We start from the raw sequence: 21954 nt of genomic DNA on the forward strand, positions 1-21954 counted from the left end.
TATTTATTGGATTCCAGGGTCTACTGGTTTTGTTTTGAAATGCTTCAAAACAAAACCAGTAGGTTAGAGGGAATGTATTTAATTTTCTTCTTCATATTCCTGAAGATCCCGGCTGTATTCTCTTAAATCCATTTCATTATTTTTAATGGTTGTATCATTCATTAATGATAGAAGATAATCAAGACTTTCTTCAGGGGTAACAGATGTTTCAGATTCGTTTTCATCTCCCAGTTCATCAACGGGCTCATCCTCGGGAATAGAAATGGCGAATGTTTGGTAATTTTCTATATGTTCGTAGGTTAAACGTATCACTTTAGCAAGTAGAGGATCTTCCTCTTCTACTGCATAAAGTCTTAATTCCTTTAAATCGCTAACAATAGTATTTACAACAATTCCGTTTCGCATTAAATCGCGTTGAATCTTATCGAGTAATTTTTGAGCTTTTGTATTATTCAATTTTTTTGATTTTATAGTACGTTACACTTATATTTTAACCTTCAGCATATGCGATATGCGCGGTTTTCAATGATAGCAAAGTTAGTGCTTTAAAGTTTTTTCAAAACAATTTTAGCTAATATTTATAAAAGAATTAAATTTTAATTCTTTCTCTCTCATTACCTGTACTATGGCTATAGACTAGATATTATTAACAATTAATTAGAACTAAAAATTTTAAAGGGAGCTGCTTCTTTAGTAGTTTTAAACTCATTAAAAATTAGACAAAATGGATTTCAAATCAAAAGTAGCACTTATAACAGGTGGAAGTAAAGGAATAGGATACGGAGTTGCCGAAGCATTGATAAAATTGGGCATGAACGTAGCTATTACAAGTCGCTCAAAAGATGCTGCAGAAAAAGCAGCCAATAAGCTTTCAAAAGTCGGTAGCGGAGAGGCATTAGGTCTTGAAGCTGATGTAAGAGATTATGAAAGTCAGCAAAAGGCCGTAAAAAAAGTTACAGATACCTGGGGGCAACTGGATGTTCTGGTGGCCAATGCCGGGGTAGGTCATTTTGCTTCAATAGAAGATCTCTCAGTAGAGGACTGGAAACAAACTATAGACACTAACCTTAGCGGGGTTTTTTATAGTATAAAAGCTTCCCTGGAGGGATTAAAAAAATCTAAAGGCTATGTAATTACCATTTCCAGTCTTGCAGGAACAAATTTCTTTGCCGGAGGATCTGCATACAATGCGAGTAAATTTGGGGTTACCGGAATGACGCAATCGGTTATGTTGGATTTGAGAAATCTTGGAATCAATGTGAGCACGATCATGCCGGGATCTGTAGCAACACATTTTAACGACCATGAACCTTCAGAAAAAGATTCCTGGAAAATCCAGATCGAAGATATAGGAGAATTGGTAGTAGATTTGTTAAAGATGAATCCCCGTACCTTGCCTAGTAAAATTGAAGTTAGACCTTCTCAACCACCATCTAAATAGAGGTGTTATTATCTTTCCTGAAAGGCAGCACTATAAATCGCTGCCTTTTTTTATAAAATTTATGGGATTTTAAAAACCGGTTAAAACTGTTTTAAATAGAATAAATATTAATAAAATTTTGGCTTTACAGGCGTAATTAGTTGAGAAGAAATGGTTATCATGCGCAAAACTGTAAATTAATTTATACAACCGAATAAAAATTGAAGATGAAACATCCATTAGAAAATTTTTCTCACACAGGGGAATGTTTGTTTGGATGTCGCATATGACCATTAAAAAACAATAAAATAAACTTATGAAATACAAAATAAAGATAGATGACATCCATACAGTTGATGAAATCAAGGAATATTGGACAAATGAAGATTATGTTCAGTTGCTGGAAAAATTCAATTATCCCGATGCGGAAGATTCCAAATCTGAAAATTTAAGGGAATTATTGTTTATGGCCATTACCGATTTTGAACCTTCTGAAGCTGCCAGGATAGTTCTGGATTACAAACTAGGAGAACATCTATCAGAAGGGCAGATTGAGCAGATCTCTAATGATATGTTGATAGATACGGTTTGCGAGGAATATCCGGAAATGGAATTGCAATCCACATTATTCCATATCAATCAATTGTTATTTAAAGCTTACAATGGGAAATTCCCAAGCTCCAGTGCTACTATCATCGATTGCTCAATAACCTCTTTAGATAAAAATAACGATGCCAACCTAACTAAGGAAATGCTGTTACGATTATTTAATGATGGTCTTTCCGACAGGAATATTATTAAAAGATTATTTGAGGAGCAAATGAATGGAAGTGTGGAATTTCCCGAAGCAGAAAATATTATCTGGGATTTACAAATTTCAAATAACAACCATTTTAAATTAACCATATCAGGAAACCTTATCAAAAAAGAAGAGGTTATAGCTTCAGAATGGGAAGGCGATATAGAAGAAACCGAAGATGATTCCTAAGGAATTGTTGATTTAAAACTAAGATCTAAAAATGCTGCTAAAACAATTAGCAGCATTTTTTGTTTCTAACCCTTTTGCAGCGAATAAACTTGTATTAAAAAAGAAGGTTAAACAGAAATCTATTAGTTTGAAGCTTGCTCACCAGATATGTAAAAAATCCGAATCTTGGGTAAAAATTCAATTATAATCGGTAAAATAAACCAACTATTAATGCCAACACTATCCCAATTTCCCTTCCCCTTCCTTAAATAGTCTTAGGTTTGAACCGTTAACAATCAGCTTATGCGTACGAAAATTCTTTCATTTATCTTTTTTATTATTTACGGTAATTTTAATTTTTAATAAACATTTATTGTAAATAAATACGTTGTGGTAATTAGTTTGAAGAATTAAAATACAGACTTAAAAAATTAATATGAAATTATATATTAAAAATATGATCAGTTTGCGATGTATAATTCTTGTTAAAGAAGAGTTGAAAAGACTTGGGATCCCATTTGGATTTATCGATTTGGGAGAGGTTGAACTTCTTGAAGAAATATCTAATGTGCATAGGAATGAACTGAAAAAGAATCTTTTAAAGTTTGGCCTAAAACTACACAAGGATAAAAAGGCCATCCTTATTGAAAAAATAAAAAACACAATTCTTGAGATGATCCAATATGCCGATGGTTGTCCTAAAATGAATTATTCAGAATATATCAGCGAAAAATTAAACTATGACTATACCTATTTGGCTAATACGTTTTCAGAAGTAAAGGGTATTACCATACAGCAGTATATTATCTTCAATAAAATTGAAAGGGTAAAGGAATTGCTTTTATATAATGAACTTAATCTTACAGAGATCTCCTATAAACTTCATTATAGCAGCATGGCACATTTATCTGGTCAGTTTAAAAAAGTTACCGGATATTCTCCATCTTGTTATAAAGAAATGAAACTAAATCAGGAAGATCTAAAACTGAGCATACTTACCATTTAAAAAGAAATATTAATGGTGATGGATGATTAAAGTTCTCATAATTAAAGACGTAAAAGGTCATAATCTCACTTTCAATATCCCGCTTCGTATTGCTAATTTCAAAATTTTCAGCTCTTTTCCTTGCTATTCACCGCTTACTATCTTAACAAATGTGGGAATTATATAACATACTTCAATAATTATGTAACACGATCCATCATCCAAAAGTTGACTTTTACCAAGTGATAATGAAGTCGCGAAATAATTGTAATTATTTATGAAACTTAAAATAATAGTACCAGCCTTAGCAATCGTATTTGTTGGATTAGTGTCCAGTTGTGAAAAGGATGAATTGAATGACAATTCAGCTGATATGAATGCATCAATAGAAAATACGGCAGATTTATCTTCAAATAAGCAATCTGATAACACTAAACCACAGGGAACATTGAAAGTTGTAGATCTTGGTGTTGCTGGGAATTTTGCAATTCTTTCAAAAACAGGAATTACCAGTGTCTATAAATCTTCTATTACCGGTGATATTGGTACAAGTCCAATTACGGGTGCAGCGATGGTTTTAGAATGTGGAGAAGTGACAGGGAATGTTTACTCCGTAGATGCTGCTGGTCCTGCTTGTATCACCACCAGCGCAAACATGTTAACAACAGCAATAAGTAATATGCAAACCGCATATACTGACGCAGCCGGACGTAAGACCCCGGATTTTGTAAATTTAGGAGCCGGAAATATTGGAGGAAAAACTCTAACCCCCGGACTTTATAAATTTACAAGTTCAGTTGTTATCCCAACTGATATTACACTGGAAGGTGGACCAGACGATGTTTGGATATTCCAGGTTTCCGGAACTCTTGATATGAGTTCTGCAGTGAGAGTTACCTTGAGTGGTGGTGCACAAGCCAAGAATATCTTCTGGCAAGTTGCCGGTGCGGTTACTTTTGGAACTACCAGCCATTTTGAAGGAAATATTTTAGGTCAGACTGGAATTAATTTGAAGACTGGCGCTTCAATAAACGGAAGGTTATTGGCACAAACTGCTGCAACTCTTCAAATGAATACTGTTACCCAACCATAATAAAATTCCTAAGTACTGAAATTCAGGCTGAAAGAACAACTTCGAAACCAGTTTAATTCAGTATTCTATTTTAATTCAGAAAAAGGATTTGGTCTAAAAACCAGATCTTTTTTTTTGTTTAAAAACTTCAATAATTTAAATGAAATTCCGGAATAGCAAAAATTTTTAATAATCCATTTTTTATCTCTATTATGAATAATGATAGCAATGACGGTAACAGCTTATAATAGAACAAATAACTTCTGCCACATTTGAAATAGCTGAACGCAAAGGCATGGGCATCCCGATACGATTTGCGATTTAATCATCGAACAGATCTCCATAGAACTCTCCAAATATTATTTGAAAGAGTCTGGGGCGATCATTCACCAAGAAAATCAAAGTAGGAAGTAAAAAACTAGTCTAATTGTTCAGCAGGTTTGGAAAAGGGGAGACCCCATTAGCGAAAGACACTTCCTTTGGAGAAGGATATTATCCAACTACAATTCTGGAGAAAAAAATTATTTAAATGGAAGCTCTTTTGAACAATCCGGGAACTAAAATAAAATTCCCTTTTGGTGGAGAGTATATCAAGGTTATGGGTGTGAAAAATCTTCTGCAATTCAATTTTCCTATCGAGATTGCCATGATCGATAAATTAGCTCCAATTACTTCATATCAAATATTAAACTGAAAAACATAAAAGTGGATCATGAAAAGATCAGGGATTTGGTACTGGAACAATTGAAGGAAGTTTCCCAATATTGGAAAAAATTATAGGAGCTTAAGAATATTTTACTTCAGATTATTCCAATTATTTTTTGGCAGATTTTTATGATGTCTTTATAGATAAGTTTCACACTTTCAAGCATTCTTTATCCACTGATTTTTAGTAAATTAATAGAACTTTTTAAGCACATAAATTCCTTCGGGATGAAGCCAAAAACTCAAATTTTTCTTTTAATTCTGATGCTCATTACAGCTTGTTCGCCGGTTGGAACCAGTGCAAGACAAAACATGCTTCAGAACAAAAGCTTTGCTCATCTTTATTTTGAAACGGAAGAAGAATGTTTGGCTGCCCAGCCGGAACCTGACTTTTTCCAAAACTGCCATCAACAAATTGATTTTATGAAAGATAAAAAAGTCCGAATCATGCTGACGGATATCCTTTGGGATGGAAATTACAAAACTCAGGGAAATCTTATAATATTGACTTTTGAACCAAATTTTGAAATTCCTACCGGAGAAATCCTATTTGAAATTGTAAACCCTTCCCGATTAATAAAAACCGATGATAATACCATCTGGAAAAAGATATCTGGTGATTCGATCTGGAAATAAACAATAATAATGATGATATATTCAAATCTCTCATAGAGGATTTATTTCCCCGTCCCTTAGCTATCGGGATGACCGAAATGATTTTAATCCAGCCGGGCCCGCCCTTACCGCTCGGGCGGGCGGCTTGCCCGAACTTTACGGGCGGGATTTCATAAAAATTCTGGATATTTCTTCCTTGGACAATACTTTGAGCTTGCTTAAATCACTTATTTTATACCTTAACGATCATTTTCCCTTTGTTCTTTCCTTCAAAAAGATCCAGAAAAGCCTGCGGAATATTCTCAAAACCTTCCACGATGGTTTCAGAATATGTGAGTTTACCATCTTTTAACCAAGTTGAAAGTTGATTTATTGCCGGCCCAAAATCCTTTACATAATCCATAATAGTGAAACCTTGCATCAAAACGCTTTTCTTGATGAGCGTACCCTCATGCCTTGGACCTACAGGCTTTTTTTCTTCGTTATACAAAGAAATGGCACCGCAGTTTATCACCCTTCCAAATTTATTGATATTGGCCATTGCGGCATCAAGGATCTCTCCTCCTACGTTGTCAAAATAAACATCAACTCCCTTTGGGCAGGCTGCACCAATTGCCTTTTTCATATCATTGGCAGTTTTATAATTGATTCCGTCATCAAAACCGAATTTTTCTTTTATCCGCTCAATTTTTTCATCACTGCCTGCAATTCCAACCAGGTTGCAGCCCATGATTTTTCCAATTTGACCAACAACACTTCCTACAGCACCTGCAGCTCCTGAAACAAGAAGTGTCTCGCCCCCTTTTAAATCACCTATTTTCTTAAGGCCGAGGTAAGCGGTGATTCCCGTTAAACCCAAAACACCTAAATAAGCGGTAAGCGGAGCTGCCTCTTTGTTTACTTTATTAAGTCCGTTTCCGGCGGCAGTTTGATATTCCTTCCATTTAAGCAATCCGCTCACAAATTCTCCTTTTTTAAAATTTGAATTTTTTGATTCTATCACTTCAGCAATTATTGAAGATTCTAAAGGTTGGTCAAGCTTAAAAGGAGGGATGTAGGATTCCTCATCACGCATTCTTCCCCGTAAATAAGGATCGACAGATACATACAACGTCTTTAATAAAATCTCACCATCTTTCGGAGTTGGTTTTTCTTCTTCTGAAAATTTAAAATCTTCTAAAGTGGGTTTTCCTGACGGTCTGTGTTTAAGTAGAATTATTTTATTCATGTTTTAACTTTTTTCTAATTATGATCTGAATTTACATTATTCTGCCCAATTTTAAAAGCTGGAGGAATTATATTTTAAATCAACTGCCTCGGGCGGGCCTGCCCGAACGTTAAGGGCGGGCCCGCCTGAGTCAAAAATCATTTCGGGCCAGTCCCTGCGGAATGGATTGGAATATTATTTCTTCATTCGATTCATTCCGATATCCAAACGGGCAATGAAACCCACGGTGGAATTAAAAATCAAATTTTCAACTGTGAGTCAATTATCCCGGAACAGCCCATCCAGATACGTAAACCGCAGAAATATATAATATTTCTTTGAAATATAGCCCTTACGGGATGATCGGGCAACAGGGGACTTGTGCCACAAGACCAATTAAAGGCTGCTTATTTTATATAATTTCAGAAAAGATTAACGTAGATAGAGCCGTAGGCTCTTAACTTTGCAAAAATTATGTAATCAATTTTTAACTAATTTGAATTTTAAACCCTCCAAAATTTTTAAAGGCTTACCGGGATTTTTAAAAAGTGCCGACTTTGCCAAGGCATCCATACTTGCACTGGCCATTAGCCTGCCTATATTGGTAGGAGTGGAATTTGGCAGGTTTGAAATTGGCCTGGCCATTGCACTTGGAGCTTTGCTTAGTTCTCCCAGCGACGTTAGCGGTAGTTTGAGACATAAAAATTTCGGGATTGCTTTATCTGCATTTCTTGCTGTGCTGGCAAGTTTAATTGGAGGATATCTTATAGCAGACTCCTGGATAGGTTTGCCTGTTCTTGGCGTCACGATTTTCGTACTATCTTATCTGGCCGTTTTTGGATTTAGAGCTTCTCTTATTAGCTTCTCCGGATTATTTGCTCTGGTGCTTAGTTTTGCCAATATCTCCAATATTCTTGAAATCTATGAAAGAGCATTTCTTATTGGAATAGGTGGATTATGGTATCTGGCCTTAACGGTTCTTTGGCAGCGAATAAACCCTAAAGGTCAAACAGATCAATTCCTTGCCCAAAGCCTTGAACTTACATCCGAGTACCTGGAAACCAGAGGTAGATTGATTATCGGGGAAGACAAGAGGGAAATTTTATTGCCGCGATTGCTGAAACTTCAAAGTGAACTTAACGAAAAACACGAAACTTTAAGAGATATATTGATATCTTCCAGAAAGACCACTGGAAATTCAAATTATGAACGAAAGAGACTGCTCATTCTTATTCAGCTGGTCGATATTCTTGAGCTTGCAATGGCCAATCCAGTGAATTATGATAAGATGGACAGTTTACTAAAAGATCATCCTGGCCAAATTCTGGTTTTCCAAAAATTGATCTTTGCAATGGCGGAAAGATTGAAAACCATTTCAGGGTCGCTTCATAAAATATCTAAAAAAAGTACGCTAAAAACAAGTCTAAACGAGGTTAAAGAAAGCCTAAAGACTTATCATTCAGAAGGTAGTAAGTATGCCAATGAAGGATTCCTTATGCTAAAGAATCTTTATGATTATCAGGAAGAACAAATTCAAAAAATCGATAAAATAGAAAGACTTCTTGGAAATGAGGAACTGCAGGAAACAGGTTTTGCGAAAAAAGATGAAATTCTGGGATTCATCACCCGGCAGGAATTTGATCCCAAAATCCTTTTAGAGAATTTTAATTTAAAATCGGTAATCTTCAAGCATTCCCTTCGCATTGCTATGGTAGTAATAGTAGGTTATGCTATAGGGGCCTATTTTTCGGTTCAAAATGCGTATTGGATCCTTTTGACCATCGTGGTTATCATGAGGCCAAATTATGGACTTACTAAAACCCGTTCAAAACAACGAACCCTTGGAACCCTCATTGGTGCTGCAATAGCTGTGGGAATTGTTTTTATTACTCAAAATTTAACCTTATATGCGATCCTGGCCATAATTTCCCTGGTGCTGGCCTTTGCGACTGTTCAAAAGAATTACAAAACTTCCGCGGTATTTGTAACCCTTAGTGTGGTGTTTGTTTACGCACTTCTGGAACCCAATGTTATAAATGTTATTCAGTTTAGAGTGGTAGATACTTTGATAGGTGCAGGATTGGCCACGCTTGGAAATTTGATACTTTGGCCTTCCTGGGAATTCTTCGCAATCAAATCTGTGATCATTGAAAGTATCGAGGCTAACAAAAAATATTTTAGGGAAGTAACCCAGTTTTACGAAAAAAAGGGAAAACTTCCAACCTCCTATAAACTATGCCGGAAAGAGGCATTTTTGGGAATAGGAAACCTGAATACCGCCTTTCAACGTATGACCCAGGAGCCAAAAAGCAAACAGCAAAATTTGAAGGAGATTTATGAGCTTACCGTGCTCAATCACAGTTTTCTATCTTCTCTGGCATCTATGGGGACTTATATCCAGAATCATAGAACGACAGAAGCCAGTACTCATTTTAAGGCTTTTTCCCGGGGGATAGAAGAAAATCTGGAAATTTCCCTTGCACTTTTAAATTCTAAAGATTCTCCTATTCCCATTATTAAAGAGAAACAGCTTGCTGCAATGAATTTCTTCGACAAAAATTACCGCAGTCTTACAAGGGTAAAAGAAAATGAAGCCAACTCTAATTTTGATGAAATATCTGGCGGAGAATTACAAGAGGCTCAATTGATCTATGAGCAATTGAGGTGGCTAATGGATCTTTCGGTTAAACTTGAAATGAAAATAAGGGAAACAAAATTCCTAAATAATGAGTAAAAAGGCGCTGAAGAATATTTGAATTCTTTAAAAAAGCAGCAGCTCGAGGAACAAATCCTGGATCTTTATCAAAGATTCTATGAGGTACGAATTTTTTACAATATCATTTTTAATACCGGGGAGATTAAGCTCCTTGGGGAGGCTAAATTTTTAAATATCAAAAGAGTATTTTCCTCCCGTCAACAAAAAGCTAAAAGCCAGAAGATCTATCGCTCATAAACAAATCAAACATTTCATCACGCTTGGAGTAGATGTCCATTTGGTAGGGGAACTTGTGCTCTTTAATATTGAAATTACACAGGCTTACAGTAGCCATAATAGCAGGAATACCGAGGTATTTGAAAAAACATGTTCAGGTCTTTTGAACAGGCGGTAACCTATATCATTCAAAATGGTCTCACCGGAGAATTTGTGGAGCGAATCCTTAAAATAAAGGATGAGACAAAAATCCAGAAATGGTCAAATTCTGAAAGATTTGAGAGCATTATGGACAGGTTTAAATAAAATATTTCCTAGCAGGTTTACGCTATCTCTAAGGAAAAATTATTCCGAATTATGATAAAATCCTTCCTTCGGGAATAAGATTAATATTTCTATTCGATTCCTTACATTTGGTAAAATGAAAAACTGGCTATTACTTTTTCTACTTCTTAATTCTTTTCAAATTTTTGCACAACTGGGATTTTGTAAGGGAAGTAAGGGAGATCCAATTTTTCATGAAACTTTTGGGGCTGGCACTTCTACCGGATCCCCGCTTTCTCCCGGAACGACCAATTACGTATTTGTTTCCCAGGACCCACAGGATGGGGAATATACTATTTCAGATGAAATTTCATTAACTATTCAAGGCTGGCATCCCTTTTTACCGGAAACGGTTATTTCAAACGGAAGAGCTCTCATCGTGAATGCAGGCTTTTCTGCCGGAAAATTTCATCAAACCACCATAACAGGGCTTTGTGAGAATACAACCTACGAATTTTCAGCCTATTTAATGAATATATATAATAGAGCCAGTATGGATTGTGAAAATGGCGGTATTCCAATAAATGTAAAGTTTGAGATCTGGGATGAAACCGATACAATCCTCTTAAAGCAAGGGAATACCGGCCCTATAAATTCTACAAATTCCGCTGAATGGGAGCAGTATGCACTCACTTTCCAAACACAAGTAGGACAGGAATCTGTTATTCTTAAAATGTTCAATAATGGGGAGGGAGGTTGTGGGAATGACCTGGCAATAGATGATATCATCTTCAGGTCTTGTGGAGATTTAACCGAAATTATAGCCAAAGATAATCCCGCAAATCCTTACAGGGTTTGTGAGGAAAATACTCCTGTAAGTGTTGTACTAAAAGCCACTCCCGATTTTTCGGTTTATACAGGGCATGAGTATCAATGGCAGGTAAGCGATGATAACGAGACCTGGAGTGATATCGCAGGCGAAACCGGGGAAAACTTTAGTACACCGCTGCTTACTTCCTCTACCTACTATCGGGTCAAGGTTGCTGAAGATGCAGTAAACCTTAACAATAATCTTTGTAGTTCTGCCTCCGAAGCTTTTTTTATAAAGATTATTCTTACTCCTGAAGCACCGCGGAGTTTGGGTAACATTAGTATTTGCAGTAACGAGGATCCTCAAACTTTACGGGTTGAAGCAAAACCGGATGAAACCGTAAATTGGTACGACGCTCTTGAAGGTGGAAATTTACTGGCCGAAGGATCTTTATCCTTTTTACCTCCAGAGGCAGGAACATTTTATGCCGAGGCGGTAAAAAATGAATTTTCCTGCACTCCCGGTCCACGCACTCCGGTATCATTGGAAATATTTGAAGTTCCCAATATTGTAGATGAAGTTTTACAGCTTTGCCCGGATGCTGTATTGCAACTTGACGCAGGAGTGGACGTTATGCAGTATTTGTGGAATACCGGAGAAATTACCAGCACGATCAATACATCTATTCCGGGGAATTTCAGTGTGACTATTACCACTCAAAATGGATGTAGCGAAGTTAAAAACTTCGAAGTCAATGCTGTGGAAGAAGCTTTGATAGCTGGGATCAATTCCGAAGAAAATAGAGTGATTATCAACACTATAAATCCAGGAACATTTGAATATTCCCTGGACGGAGTTAATTTTCAGGGTTCCAATATATTTGAAATGGTGCCCGGCGGCATTTATACGAGTTATGTTCGGGATCTTCAGCAATGTTTTACTGCTACACTAGAATTTCCGCATATCGTAGTTCCACGCTTTATAACTCCCAATAATGATGGATATAACGATTATTTTCAGCTGAATGGGGTTTCCTATTTTGAAGCTTCAGAAACCAGGATCTTCAACAGGTATGGAAAACTTATACTGGCCGCAAAAGGAGAGACCTTTAAATGGGACGGAACTTTAAACGGAAGGCCCCTGCCGGCAGATGATTATTGGTATTGGATTTTTATAGAGGGATTTGAACCGATAAAAGGAAATTTCAGCTTAGTTAGATAAATATTTCTCATTCTTTATTCTTAGACTATTGAGGCATATCAAAGCCATCAATCCAAACAAGATGAGCATAATGGTGGAAAATGGAATTTTCAGATCTATTAAAAATCCTACCAGCAATGGTCCTAAGGCAGTACTTAATACCATAAACATCGTAAAAACGCTGCGTATAGCACCCATTTTTGCGGTCCCATACATTTCAGCGATCAAAGCGGTTTGAACGGTACCACTCATTCCTACAGTAATTCCGGCCATAATCAATAATAGCAAGGCCCCAATAATGCTTTCCATAAAAGCAAATGGCAGAATTCCCAATGTGAGCGGGATCAAAAAATACCGAAATAAAACCTTGGCGGTGTATTTATCTACCCACATGCCACCAAAAAGTGAGAATAAGAATCTTGTGACCGCATACACAGTAAAAAAGGTAGCATAGAGTTGAACAGACCAGTTCTTATCTTCTACAAATACATATTGATAAAAGAAAATAGCCGTTATCGTAAAACTCAGCGCAAAACTTGCGGGCATCATGATCCCGAATTTTTTCTGGAATACAACATTCTTATAATCCTTTAATAAGGATAGGGTGGAGGGTCTTCCTTCTCCGGATAGTTGCTTGTCAAAATCGGCAAGGTTGGTGAATTTTAACCGTATCAGGTAGATCAATAAAGCACAACCACTTGCTATAGATGCAATTCGCCAGTCGAACCAGCCAATTAATAAGACGATGATCACCGGCAAAATAGCTTCTCCCATGGAATAACCAAGGGATGAAATGCTTAAAGCCTTTCCGCGATTTTTATCAAAATATTTCGAAATAACCGTCATGCTTATATGGCTCATCAAACCCTGCCCGGTTAACCTAAGCCCAATGAGCGCAATAAATAACAATCCAATATGATAGGAAAAACCCAGTAATATACTGGAGAATGCGAGGCTAAAAATTGTAAAGGCCGTTACTTTTTTTACAGGTTTGTGATCTACTGTGTGGCCTACCGTAAGCATAACTATTGAAGAAATCACCGTGCAACCTGCATAGATGGCACCAAAAGTACCTTCCGTGATCTGGAAATCCCTTACGATTTCAGGAACATACAGGGATATGAGAAAAGTTTGACCAAAGCTGGAAAAAAAAGTTAACAACCAACCAAAACCCACTTTTCTAAAGTTATTCTTGAAAAAATAATAGAGATCTGTCAAAGTTTTACTTAATTTAAAATTTGCAAATATAGGCTGGTGTTTGAGAAAACTAAATTTATTTGGTATAAATGTATTTCATCCGGAAAAAGCACAGAAAGTATATCAAAATAGATATATGCAAATTTCTTTGAAAAACTTCCCAAACGGGACAGGAGGGCCTAAAGGAATTAAGTTTGGTGCCGGGATTAAAAAAGCCACTCTTTGGGAGTGGCTTTAAAGGAGTTCAAAAAAAATCCAGTTTAAAAGATTATTTCTTCATCTTTTTTGGATCGGCTTTTTTCGGATCAGACTTTTTCGGGGCTTGCTTTGGTTGGTCCTTCCCCGGTTTTTTTTGTTCTGCCATGATTTCTTTATTGTTAAGGTTAATACGAATCTAATTTACAGAATATTGCATTTCAAAAACAGATGTTAGTATAATTTTAACGTCGCTAAAAAGTTAATTTTTTCGAATGTCTAAAAGGATAAATCAGGGCTGTTTCATTTAAAAATTATTTCTGAAAAATGTTGGAGTTCAACGATTTTTTCTTCTAGAATTTAGTTGTTAGTATTCGTATTTTTATGTTAAGTTTTAACATTCCTCCCGACTTATTTCTTAATTTCACCTTCAAAATAGAAAGCAGAAAAAATGGATATTAATCAGATCATACACAATATTCAGAATCAAAAAAAATTACCGAATTTAAAATATGAAATTCGGGAGAAAACCACCGCTTTCACCTGGCGACTTTTTTATACCCTTTTTGATAGTGCCACTCCGGTAGAAGAAAATATCAAAGGATTGGGAAAAGATTTTCAGGAATTGGTAAAACTTGTATGTTGGGAACCAGAGCAGCCTTGCAGCGAATTATGGGACAGCTATTGCAAAAAACTTCCGGAGATTCTTGAAAAATTAAGTCTGGACGCAAAGGCCATCACAGAAAACGATCCTGCAGCCAATTCTCTTGAAGAGGTTTATTTGGCCTATCCCGGGTTTTATGCCATTGCGATTTTTAGGTTAAGCCATGAACTCAATAAAAGTAATCTCCCGCTGGTTCCCAGATTGATGACAGAATGCGCTCACAGGGAGACCGGAGTGGATATTAACCCCGGGGCCCATATTGGAGTTCCATTTTTTATAGATCATGCCACAGGAGTTGTAATTGGAGAAACCACTGTAATAAAAAGCAATGTAAAAATTTATCAGGGAGTTACTTTAGGAGCCTTATCTGTAGACCGGAAATTGCGAAATATCAAGCGGCATCCTACTATTGAAGATAATGTTACTATTTATGCGAACGCCACGATTTTGGGTGGTGATACCATAATAGGAGCGAACAGTGTCATTGGAGGAAACGTCTGGCTTACCAGATCTGTTCCTGAAAATTCCATGGTTTCCCACACCCCTCAAATAAATATTAAAAAAAACGGCAAGAAATGAGCACTACTATACTTGATATTATTGGAAATACCCCTTTGGTAGAAACCCGTAGCCTGATTAAAAATCCGAAGGTGAAGCTTTTGTTGAAGCTTGAAGGTCAAAACCCTGGCGGGAGTGTTAAGGACAGGGCTGCCTATAATATGATTAAAAGTGCGCTGGACAGAGGTGATATCGATAAAAATTCTAAATTGATAGAAGCTACCAGCGGAAATACAGGGATTGCCCTGGCCATGATCGCAGGGATTTTCGGGTTGGATATTGAACTGGTAATGCCGGAAAACTCGACAATTGAAAGAGTTCAAACAATGCGGGCCTATGGCGCAAAAGTGACCTTAACCAGCGCTGAAAGTGGAATTGAAGGAGCAAGGGATTTTGCGGAAGAAAAAATGAAAAAGGGAGCATATTTTATGATCAACCAATTTAGCAACAATGATAACTGGCAGGCACATTATAAAACCACAGGACCAGAAATTTGGAGGGATACCAACCAGCAAGTAACCCATTTTGTTTCTTCTATGGGAACCACAGGTACTATAATGGGGACTTCAACATTTTTAAAGGAAAAAAACAAAAAAATTCAAATCGTAGGAGTTCAGCCAAGCGATGATGCAAAAATCCCAGGAATTAGAAAATGGCCTGAAGCTTATTTACCTAAAATATTTAATCCAGATAAAGTAGACCGTATTCTCGAAGTCAATGAAGACGAAGCCAAAAAAATGACGCGTTACTTAGCCGAAAAAGAAGGGATTTTTGCGGGGATGAGTAGTGGAGGAGCTACAGCTGCAGCGGTAAAACTTTGTGAAGAACTGGAAGAAGGAGTGGTTGTGAGCATTATTTGTGACCGCGGAGATCGATATTTGTCTTCAGATCTTTTTGATGAAAAATAAATTTATTACCTGGATGATCCATGCCAAATTTTTGAAATAAATAAAAAGACGAAGGACTATTGACCCTTCGTCTTTCCAATCGTATTCTCATGTTTTTGTTTAATTACTTGCTACTCTACCTCCCTCGGCTAAAGCAGGAATTATGGTTATGTTTTTCTTTTGTTTACCATTACTAAGGCCAATACGGTATTTCTCTTTTTGGATCATGTCACTTTTTCCGCTAGCTACATATTTGTTTTTTGTCATAGACCATCCTCTGTTTTCTTTATACAACTGTTCTTGAATATTTCTTGGTAAGGCTATGTTTTTGAACTGTTGAAAGGTATTTACCAAATTCCCGTTTTTATCAAAAGTGGCTCTTAAATATCCTTTACGATTGATAAAACTTACCTGAATTTCATCAAAATCTTCAGTGTCAATAGCATTTAAAAACTCATCAATATCAAAATTTTCCTGCATAAATCGTATTGGATTTTCAGTAAAATGACCAGCATAACTTTCTTTTAGTTTAAATTCTACATTATCCAGATTTGTTACTATACTAACCTCCGGGGAATAGGTTACTCTTGCCTCTTCGAGTTGGGTAACTACTTGAGCTTCTGTATTGCCAATCCAGCATAGAATTAACAATAAAATCATCATTGGTTTCATAATACATTGTTTTTATAGGTTTATATATCTCAAATATACTATGAGTTTAATAATACTGTTTCTACTTAAGTAGCACATATTAAAAATTTATAATAATAGCATTTTACTTCTCATTCATAATTTTTTTCTGACATTCTAATAAATGGATAAGGATCCCCAAGTCTTTAATTTCCATTCTATTTCTTGATAACCTTATAGATCCCTTTTTCTTGAGTTTCTGTAAATGCCTATTTATTACCGCTCTGGTTGATCCTAATAAATTTGCAATTTCTTTGTTTGGGAGATCATCAATTAATTCGAGATCACGGGAATTTGCATTAACGTTTCTAATTAGCAGTTTTAATAAGCGGGTAGAGATATTGGTAAAGGTCATATCTGAAACCGAATTCTCCAACATTCTCAATTGCTTTCCGGCATAGGGAAGTAGAATTTTATAGTTTTTCGGATTATTTTTTAACCAGCTTCTTAATTTAGGCATAGGAGTGGAAAGCACCGTAACATCATCCAGGCATTCATAATAAACTGTATGCTCTTGCTCGTCTAAAAGACAAAAAATATCAAAAACATCGCCTTTAATTAACAGAAAAAGGGTTAATTCCTTCCCGGTAAAGGGGTCTACCTGATACATTTTCACCCTTCCGGAAAGGATGATATGGAATTTATAATTTAATTTTTCATGATTGAGGATACATGTGTTTTTTGACCAGTTTTCTTCTTTAAACAAAGACAGGAAAGAATTGGAAGATTCCTTATCCATCTCTTTGAGAAAATCACAACCATCTAACATCTGTCGATATTTATGGATTAATAACATTCCCCTTTTCATAATGTAGCTATAAAGTATATTGACGGAGGGGAATAGGGCAGTTGGAGAAGAATTCCTGGATGTATTCAATAATCAGGAATTCCAAGAGATATTTGAAATTACCTTGTTTGTATATCAGTAATTTCAATAAAGCGGTAATACAGTAGCCTCGCCTATTGGGGTAAATAATTTAGGATGTATAAAAATAGCGATTATTCATAGTACCCAAATACTACTGATGCGTTAATAATTAGTTGTCAAATAAATTTTTTTGTTCATTGAAATTTTGATTTGAAAATTCTTCTGTAAGCAATTCTTTTATGGAGGATTTATCCATCGCCGATATACTTAGTATTTGTATGATCTCATATATGGATAGGCTGCTGCGTAACGAATGTTTTATGTGAGCTACGATTAAGTAAGTGCAAATTGCCATCCATACGTGGATGTTTACTGCATTTTCAGAATGCCCCCATAGTTTTTTATGGTCAGGTTTTGTTTTATCCACTTGAAGAACACCTCTATTTGCCACCTGTTTCTATACAGTTTTGTTATCTCTAGAGCGGACACTTCTTGATTGTTGGTCAAGAAGTACAATGTAATATCTTTCTCTACATCGTGGTATTCTACCAACCTAAGTGGCTCTGGATATAACCTTTTGGATTTATATCCATTGAGCAGTATGGTCTTGTCACTTTTTAAACCTGTCACGGGGTTTATATTGTAATTCTGGCCAGTGACCGTGTAGTCCATATTGGATTTGGCCCTTGAGATAAAAGAAGCCCCTGCAAGATGTATGCGGTAGAGCGCTTCAAAGTCTATATAAGCTTTGTCCATCAGATAGATTGCTCCTGATACCGGCACCAATACATCCAGTACGTTACTGTCGTGGTATTTCCCATCGGTGATCAACACAAAAGATGGTATGCTACCCCTGAGATCGAGCAGGGTATGGATCTTTACGGCTCCCCGGGAATACTTTCCCGGCGCCCATTGAAAAAGGACAAGGCTAAGGGAGATCGTGGTCGAGTCCAACGCAAAAACCTCATTTTCCAACCTGATGTTGGGTATGGGATGATCGGTGTACAGAGGACGCACCTGACCGATCAAGTATTCTCCAAAGTCTGCGAATATCCTCCAGTCCCTACCCTCATTGGCACGGGACAATGAGGACTGATTGACATAACCGTTCATTCCCAAATGATATAGCTTGCTTTTGTGTGCCCTGAGGCAGGTAGCGATGTCCCTTAGGGAATTGCGGGAGGTCAACTGGCCAAAAAACAACTGAACGAACTGATTCCAACAATTGAAATCACGGGTTCTGTAGTCGCCATTGTACCGTTTTACGCACTTCCCGAACTCATACCTGTTCACATAGTCCAGTGTTTGGGCAAAAACGTATTTTCCAGAATTCATAGCGGTCTAGTTTTAGACTACTAAGCTAGAATTCATTTCAAATCAAAAAATCAAAGAACGCTTTCAAAATCCCCTGGATAGAGGTTTTAGTTGAAAAATAAAAAAGTTAACGCATCACTAGTAGTACCCAAAAATTAAAATAGTTAATTTTAATTTCGCCAAAGATTTTAGTTTAGCCTAAAAATCTGCTATTTTTGCAAAATTGAAGATAACACGAGATATGACGGTTGAAACATTTGGACTTGAAGAAAAGAAGAACGATAAAAAACTTTATGACTACCAACAGGTTGATATAGATAAGATTTTTAACGTAATAGATAAACATCCCAATCATTATAATTTATTATATCAATTGCCAACGGGGGGTGGAAAAACGGTTATTTTTTCCCAAATAGTGCGGGAATATATTCAGCGTACCAATAAAAAAGTACTTATTTTAACACACCGTATAGAGCTTTGCAAGCAAACTTCTAAAATGCTTTCTGAATTTGGGGTGCTTAACAAAATTATAAACAGCAAGGTAAAGGAACTTCCAGACCAGGAAGATTATATGTGCTTTGTGGCGATGGTAGAAACCCTTAACAACAGACTGAATGACGAAAAACTGAAAATTGAGGACATTGGCCTTGTAATTATAGATGAGGCGCATTATAATTCGTTCCGGAAATTATTCAGGTTTTTTGAAAAATGCTTTATCCTTGGGGTAACAGCAACTCCATTGAGTTCCAATATTAAACTTCCAATGAAGGATAATTACAGGGAACTTATCGTAGGAGATTCTATCAATTCCCTAATTGCGAAAGGTTTTTTGGCTCGGGCAAAGGTTTTTAGTTATGATGTGGGATTGCAAACTCTGAAAGTTGGAATAAACGGAGATTATACCGTAAAGTCTTCTGAAGAACTTTACTCCAATCTTTCCATGCAGGAAAAATTGCTCAACTCGTATCTTGAGAGATCGAAAGGAAAAAAGACACTCATCTTTAACAATGGAATAAATACTTCAAAAGAGGTATATGAGACTTTTAAAAATGCCGGCTATCCAGTTCGTCATCTCGATAATACCACCAGCAAAAAGGACAGAAAACATATTTTAAAGTGGTTTAAACATACTCCGAATGCCATTGTAACTTCGGTAAGTATATTGACCACCGGTTTTGATGAACCTTCGGTAGAAACCATTATTTTAAACCGTGCAACCAAATCCCTGACGCTATACTTCCAGATGATAGGTCGTGGCTCACGCGTATTGCCTACTAAATCTGAATTTACGGTAATTGATTTGGGAAATAATATGGTAAGATTTGGAGACTGGAGTGCTCCGGTAGACTGGAAACAACTCTTCCGAGCTCCCGATTTCTATTTTGAAAACCTCCTGAGCGACGAAGAAATAGAACGGGAATTCCGCTATAAAATGCCACCAGATCTCCGGAAGCAGTTTGCAAATTCTGAAGAAGTTGATTTTGATATGGAGGAAGCTTATGATACTGTAATTAAAAAGGGTTTAAAATCTAAAGATGTCTTGGAATGGTCTTTAGCACAACATGTGAAAATGTGTGTAGAAAACAGCGAAGATGTTTTTGATGCCCGAATCCTTGCAAAGGAATTAAAGGACGATATCTCCTCCAGGATCAAACAATATTCCTATTGCATAAGCAAAAGCACTAAAAACTACCGCGATTGGCTGGAAGAGGATTATTCCAGAAGACTAAGATTGCTAATCAATAAGGAATATTAGGCCGCAAATATTCCTTATTGCTCAAATTTAAAATAAATTCTAATGAATCCCCGAAACTGCTTTTATTATTCGTTTTGGGGATTTTCATTGAACATATCGAAAGACTGAATATTTTTTACTTTATATTACCGCCAGGACTGTTGCCGAGCATTTCCATTGCTTATTGAGAATCTGCCGATTTCACATTTGTTTCCACCAGTTCCTTTTCTCTTAAAGTTCCACCTACAACAATTGCGGCACTAATCAAGATCAGGTTTTTGATGATGTATTGTCCTTCCATGGTGAGTTCCAGTGGGAAATTTTCAAAACAAACTTCAGGAAAAAGGATCAATGGTAAAAATGTTCCCGGCATTTGAAGGAACAGGAGCAAAATAGCAACGCGTATCAAAGGTTTAAAACATAGAAATAATCCTATCAACATTTCCCAAATACCTAACACTACAATAAAAATATCCGCATCAAACCAAAAAGCGGTCTTTGCCACTAATTCCTGTGCAGGACTGGCATCAATAACTTTTAGATAACCAAACCAGAAAAATGTAATGGCCAGGGAATATCTTAAAAGTGGTTTTCCATATTTATACATCCATTTGGATATTTTATAATCCATTTTTTTCAGGTTCTTTTTATCTAAAGCAGCCATAATTTTTGATTTAATAGTATTCTGCTAAAATAATCCTGAAAGTTCAGAACTAGCAACCTAAAAATAGGTTGTGAAATATTTAACTTTATCCGGTCTCGTCCCCGATTTTAAAAGATAGAGGCTGGCAAAGATTTTTATTTGTAAAAATTTATTCCCCGGGATCCAAAGTTCTTTTCCGTAATTTTGGGATAAACTATTTCAATTGAACCGAACACGTTATTATTACCTGTTTAAACTGCAATTTTTGGGTTACAGGCTTCACGGATGGCAACGGCAACCAAACCTTAAAACCGTTGAAAGCCTGCTGAAGAAAACCTTTAAATTCATCCTGCAGGATCAAAAATTCAAGATCCTTGGCTCCAGCCGTACCGATGCGATGGTCTCTGCAAATGATGCTGCTTTTGAGTTGTTTTTATATGACAGCCCAATACTAGATTTTGATGATTTTCTAAATCTTCTCAATCTAAATCTCCCACCGGATATTAAAGCAACAGGAATTCTGGAAGTAGATGAAAAGTTTAATATCATTCAGCATCCAAAGATCAAGGAATACTTATACCTGTTTTCTTTTGGACAAAAGAATCATCCCTTTTGTGCGCCATTAATGGCCAATTTTCAAAAAGATCTTGATATTGAATCGATGATAAAAGCTGCCAAACTTTTCCAGGGGACTCATAATTTTAAAAATTACTGTTCTGGAGCTACAGAGAAAACAAGGTTTGAAAGGAAGGTGATCACTTCTGAAATCGTTGAAAACACAATTTATAAGGCTAACTTTTTTCCCGAAGAAAGTTTTGTTTTTCATGTTCATGGTTCAGGATTTTTGAGATATCAAATCCGACTTATGATGGGAACATTGATTCAGCTCGGCCTGGGAGAGATGTGCCTGAAGGATATCGAAGAGAGCCTCCTGCCCGGGAATGAGATGGTGATGAAAAATATCGCTCCCGCATCCGGCCTGATCCTTAATAAAGTGGAGTTTGAATAACGGTCAAATGCCGGTT

At 36.5% G+C, this 21954-nt stretch carries 21 protein-coding genes and 2 pseudogenes; 15 read left to right on the forward strand and 8 right to left on the reverse strand.

All coding sequences use genetic code 11. From position 1 onward, the window contains the following. Positions 1-78: 78 nt before the first annotated feature. Positions 79-456: a hypothetical protein gene (locus GILLI_RS02220; RefSeq protein ID WP_006987494.1), complete on the reverse strand. Its 378-nt coding sequence runs from the start codon at positions 454-456 to the stop codon at positions 79-81. A gap of 268 nt (positions 457-724) precedes the next feature. On the opposite strand from GILLI_RS02220, the gene GILLI_RS02225 reads away from it, so the two are divergent. The 7 genes and pseudogenes from GILLI_RS02225 (at position 725) to GILLI_RS02245 (ending at position 5785) form a co-directional block, all read left to right on the forward strand. After that, positions 725-1441, forward strand: a complete 717-nt coding sequence (locus GILLI_RS02225; protein ID WP_006987495.1) for an SDR family oxidoreductase — start codon at positions 725-727, stop codon at positions 1439-1441. 295 nt (positions 1442-1736) lie between these two features. Beyond that, positions 1737-2408 (forward strand): hypothetical protein, encoded by a 672-nt coding sequence (locus GILLI_RS02230; RefSeq protein WP_006987496.1) that lies wholly within the window; start codon positions 1737-1739, stop codon positions 2406-2408. 415 nt (positions 2409-2823) lie between these two features. Continuing rightward, on the forward strand, positions 2824-3393 hold the full coding sequence (locus GILLI_RS02235) for a helix-turn-helix domain-containing protein (protein ID WP_006987498.1): 570 nt from the start codon (positions 2824-2826) through the stop codon (positions 3391-3393). Between the two features lie 256 nt (positions 3394-3649). After that, positions 3650-4465 (forward strand): ice-binding protein, encoded by an 816-nt coding sequence (locus GILLI_RS02240; protein WP_006987499.1) that lies wholly within the window; start codon positions 3650-3652, stop codon positions 4463-4465. Positions 4466-4750: 285 nt separating this feature from the next. Then, positions 4751-4858 (forward strand): annotated as a pseudogene (locus GILLI_RS19180) (methionine adenosyltransferase); the annotation flags it as partial. Positions 4859-4973: 115 nt separating this feature from the next. Further along, positions 4974-5138: a hypothetical protein gene (locus tag GILLI_RS18265; protein ID WP_156798625.1), complete on the forward strand. Its 165-nt coding sequence runs from the start codon at positions 4974-4976 to the stop codon at positions 5136-5138. A 239-nt stretch (positions 5139-5377) separates the two neighbouring features. Further along, positions 5378-5785, forward strand: coding sequence for a hypothetical protein (locus tag GILLI_RS02245; protein WP_006987500.1), 408 nt, complete (start codon positions 5378-5380; stop codon positions 5783-5785). 211 nt (positions 5786-5996) lie between these two features. Here GILLI_RS02245 and GILLI_RS02250 read toward each other — a convergent pair whose 3' ends face one another. Beyond that, the gene (locus GILLI_RS02250; RefSeq protein WP_006987501.1) at positions 5997-6992 is read right to left on the reverse strand and encodes an NADP-dependent oxidoreductase; all 996 of its coding nucleotides are present in this window, start codon (positions 6990-6992) and stop codon (positions 5997-5999) included. A 475-nt stretch (positions 6993-7467) separates the two neighbouring features. Between GILLI_RS02250 and GILLI_RS02255 the strand changes: the two genes are divergently transcribed. From GILLI_RS02255 to GILLI_RS02265, 4 genes and pseudogenes are all read left to right on the forward strand, one after another. Next, on the forward strand, positions 7468-9705 hold the full coding sequence (locus tag GILLI_RS02255) for an FUSC family protein (protein ID WP_006987502.1): 2238 nt from the start codon (positions 7468-7470) through the stop codon (positions 9703-9705). An 18-nt stretch (positions 9706-9723) separates the two neighbouring features. Continuing rightward, positions 9724-9924 carry a DUF6155 family protein gene (locus GILLI_RS18980; protein ID WP_280985172.1) on the forward strand — a complete coding sequence of 67 codons (201 nt, stop codon included), beginning with the start codon at positions 9724-9726 and terminating at the stop codon, positions 9922-9924. Beyond that, positions 9914-10209, forward strand: a pseudogene (locus tag GILLI_RS18985) (DUF6155 family protein). Before GILLI_RS18980 ends, GILLI_RS18985 begins: the two are co-directional and overlap by 11 nt. Positions 10210-10324: 115 nt before the next feature. Beyond that, a complete protein-coding gene (locus GILLI_RS02265; RefSeq protein ID WP_006987503.1) occupies positions 10325-12199 on the forward strand; it encodes a T9SS type B sorting domain-containing protein in 1875 nt (624 codons plus the stop codon). Here the strand turns inward: GILLI_RS02265 and GILLI_RS02270 are convergent. After that, positions 12188-13396: an MFS transporter gene (locus tag GILLI_RS02270; RefSeq protein ID WP_006987504.1), complete on the reverse strand. Its 1209-nt coding sequence runs from the start codon at positions 13394-13396 to the stop codon at positions 12188-12190. The two genes, GILLI_RS02265 and GILLI_RS02270, sit on opposite strands and share 12 nt — an antisense overlap. A gap of 625 nt (positions 13397-14021) precedes the next feature. On the opposite strand from GILLI_RS02270, the gene GILLI_RS02275 reads away from it, so the two are divergent. Both GILLI_RS02275 and cysM read left to right on the forward strand, forming a co-directional pair. Further along, on the forward strand, positions 14022-14813 hold the full coding sequence (locus tag GILLI_RS02275) for a serine O-acetyltransferase (protein WP_006987506.1): 792 nt from the start codon (positions 14022-14024) through the stop codon (positions 14811-14813). Beyond that, the gene (gene cysM / locus GILLI_RS02280) at positions 14810-15700 is read left to right on the forward strand and encodes a cysteine synthase CysM (RefSeq protein ID WP_006987507.1); all 891 of its coding nucleotides are present in this window, start codon (positions 14810-14812) and stop codon (positions 15698-15700) included. The genes GILLI_RS02275 and cysM overlap by 4 nt, the downstream gene beginning before the upstream one ends. A gap of 99 nt (positions 15701-15799) precedes the next feature. On the opposite strand, the gene GILLI_RS02285 is transcribed toward cysM, so the two are convergent. The 4 genes from GILLI_RS02285 to GILLI_RS02295 form a co-directional block, all read right to left on the reverse strand. Continuing rightward, a complete protein-coding gene (locus GILLI_RS02285) occupies positions 15800-16351 on the reverse strand; it encodes a hypothetical protein (RefSeq protein WP_006987508.1) in 552 nt (183 codons plus the stop codon). 103 nt (positions 16352-16454) lie between these two features. Continuing rightward, positions 16455-17177 carry a Crp/Fnr family transcriptional regulator gene (locus GILLI_RS02290; protein ID WP_040506348.1) on the reverse strand — a complete coding sequence of 241 codons (723 nt, stop codon included), beginning with the start codon at positions 17175-17177 and terminating at the stop codon, positions 16455-16457. A gap of 229 nt (positions 17178-17406) precedes the next feature. Continuing rightward, entirely contained in the window at positions 17407-17592 is a 186-nt protein-coding gene (locus GILLI_RS18750; protein ID WP_245545588.1) for a hypothetical protein, read from the reverse strand. Between the two features lie 14 nt (positions 17593-17606). Then, entirely contained in the window at positions 17607-18572 is a 966-nt protein-coding gene (locus GILLI_RS02295; RefSeq protein WP_245545589.1) for an IS4 family transposase, read from the reverse strand. A 220-nt stretch (positions 18573-18792) separates the two neighbouring features. Here GILLI_RS02295 and GILLI_RS02300 point away from each other — a divergent pair, with 220 nt between their 5' ends. Then, positions 18793-20307, forward strand: coding sequence for a DEAD/DEAH box helicase (locus GILLI_RS02300; RefSeq protein ID WP_006987511.1), 1515 nt, complete (start codon positions 18793-18795; stop codon positions 20305-20307). Between the two features lie 160 nt (positions 20308-20467). On the opposite strand, the gene GILLI_RS02305 is transcribed toward GILLI_RS02300, so the two are convergent. Next, a complete protein-coding gene (locus tag GILLI_RS02305; protein WP_006987512.1) occupies positions 20468-20950 on the reverse strand; it encodes a hypothetical protein in 483 nt (160 codons plus the stop codon). 202 nt (positions 20951-21152) lie between these two features. Between GILLI_RS02305 and GILLI_RS02310 the strand changes: the two genes are divergently transcribed. Beyond that, on the forward strand, positions 21153-21938 hold the full coding sequence (locus GILLI_RS02310) for a tRNA pseudouridine synthase A (protein WP_006987513.1): 786 nt from the start codon (positions 21153-21155) through the stop codon (positions 21936-21938). The last annotated feature ends 16 nt before the right edge of the window (positions 21939-21954 follow it).

It is taken from the genome of Gillisia limnaea DSM 15749 (genome assembly GCF_000243235.1).
GTDB lineage: Bacteria > Bacteroidota > Bacteroidia > Flavobacteriales > Flavobacteriaceae > Gillisia > Gillisia limnaea.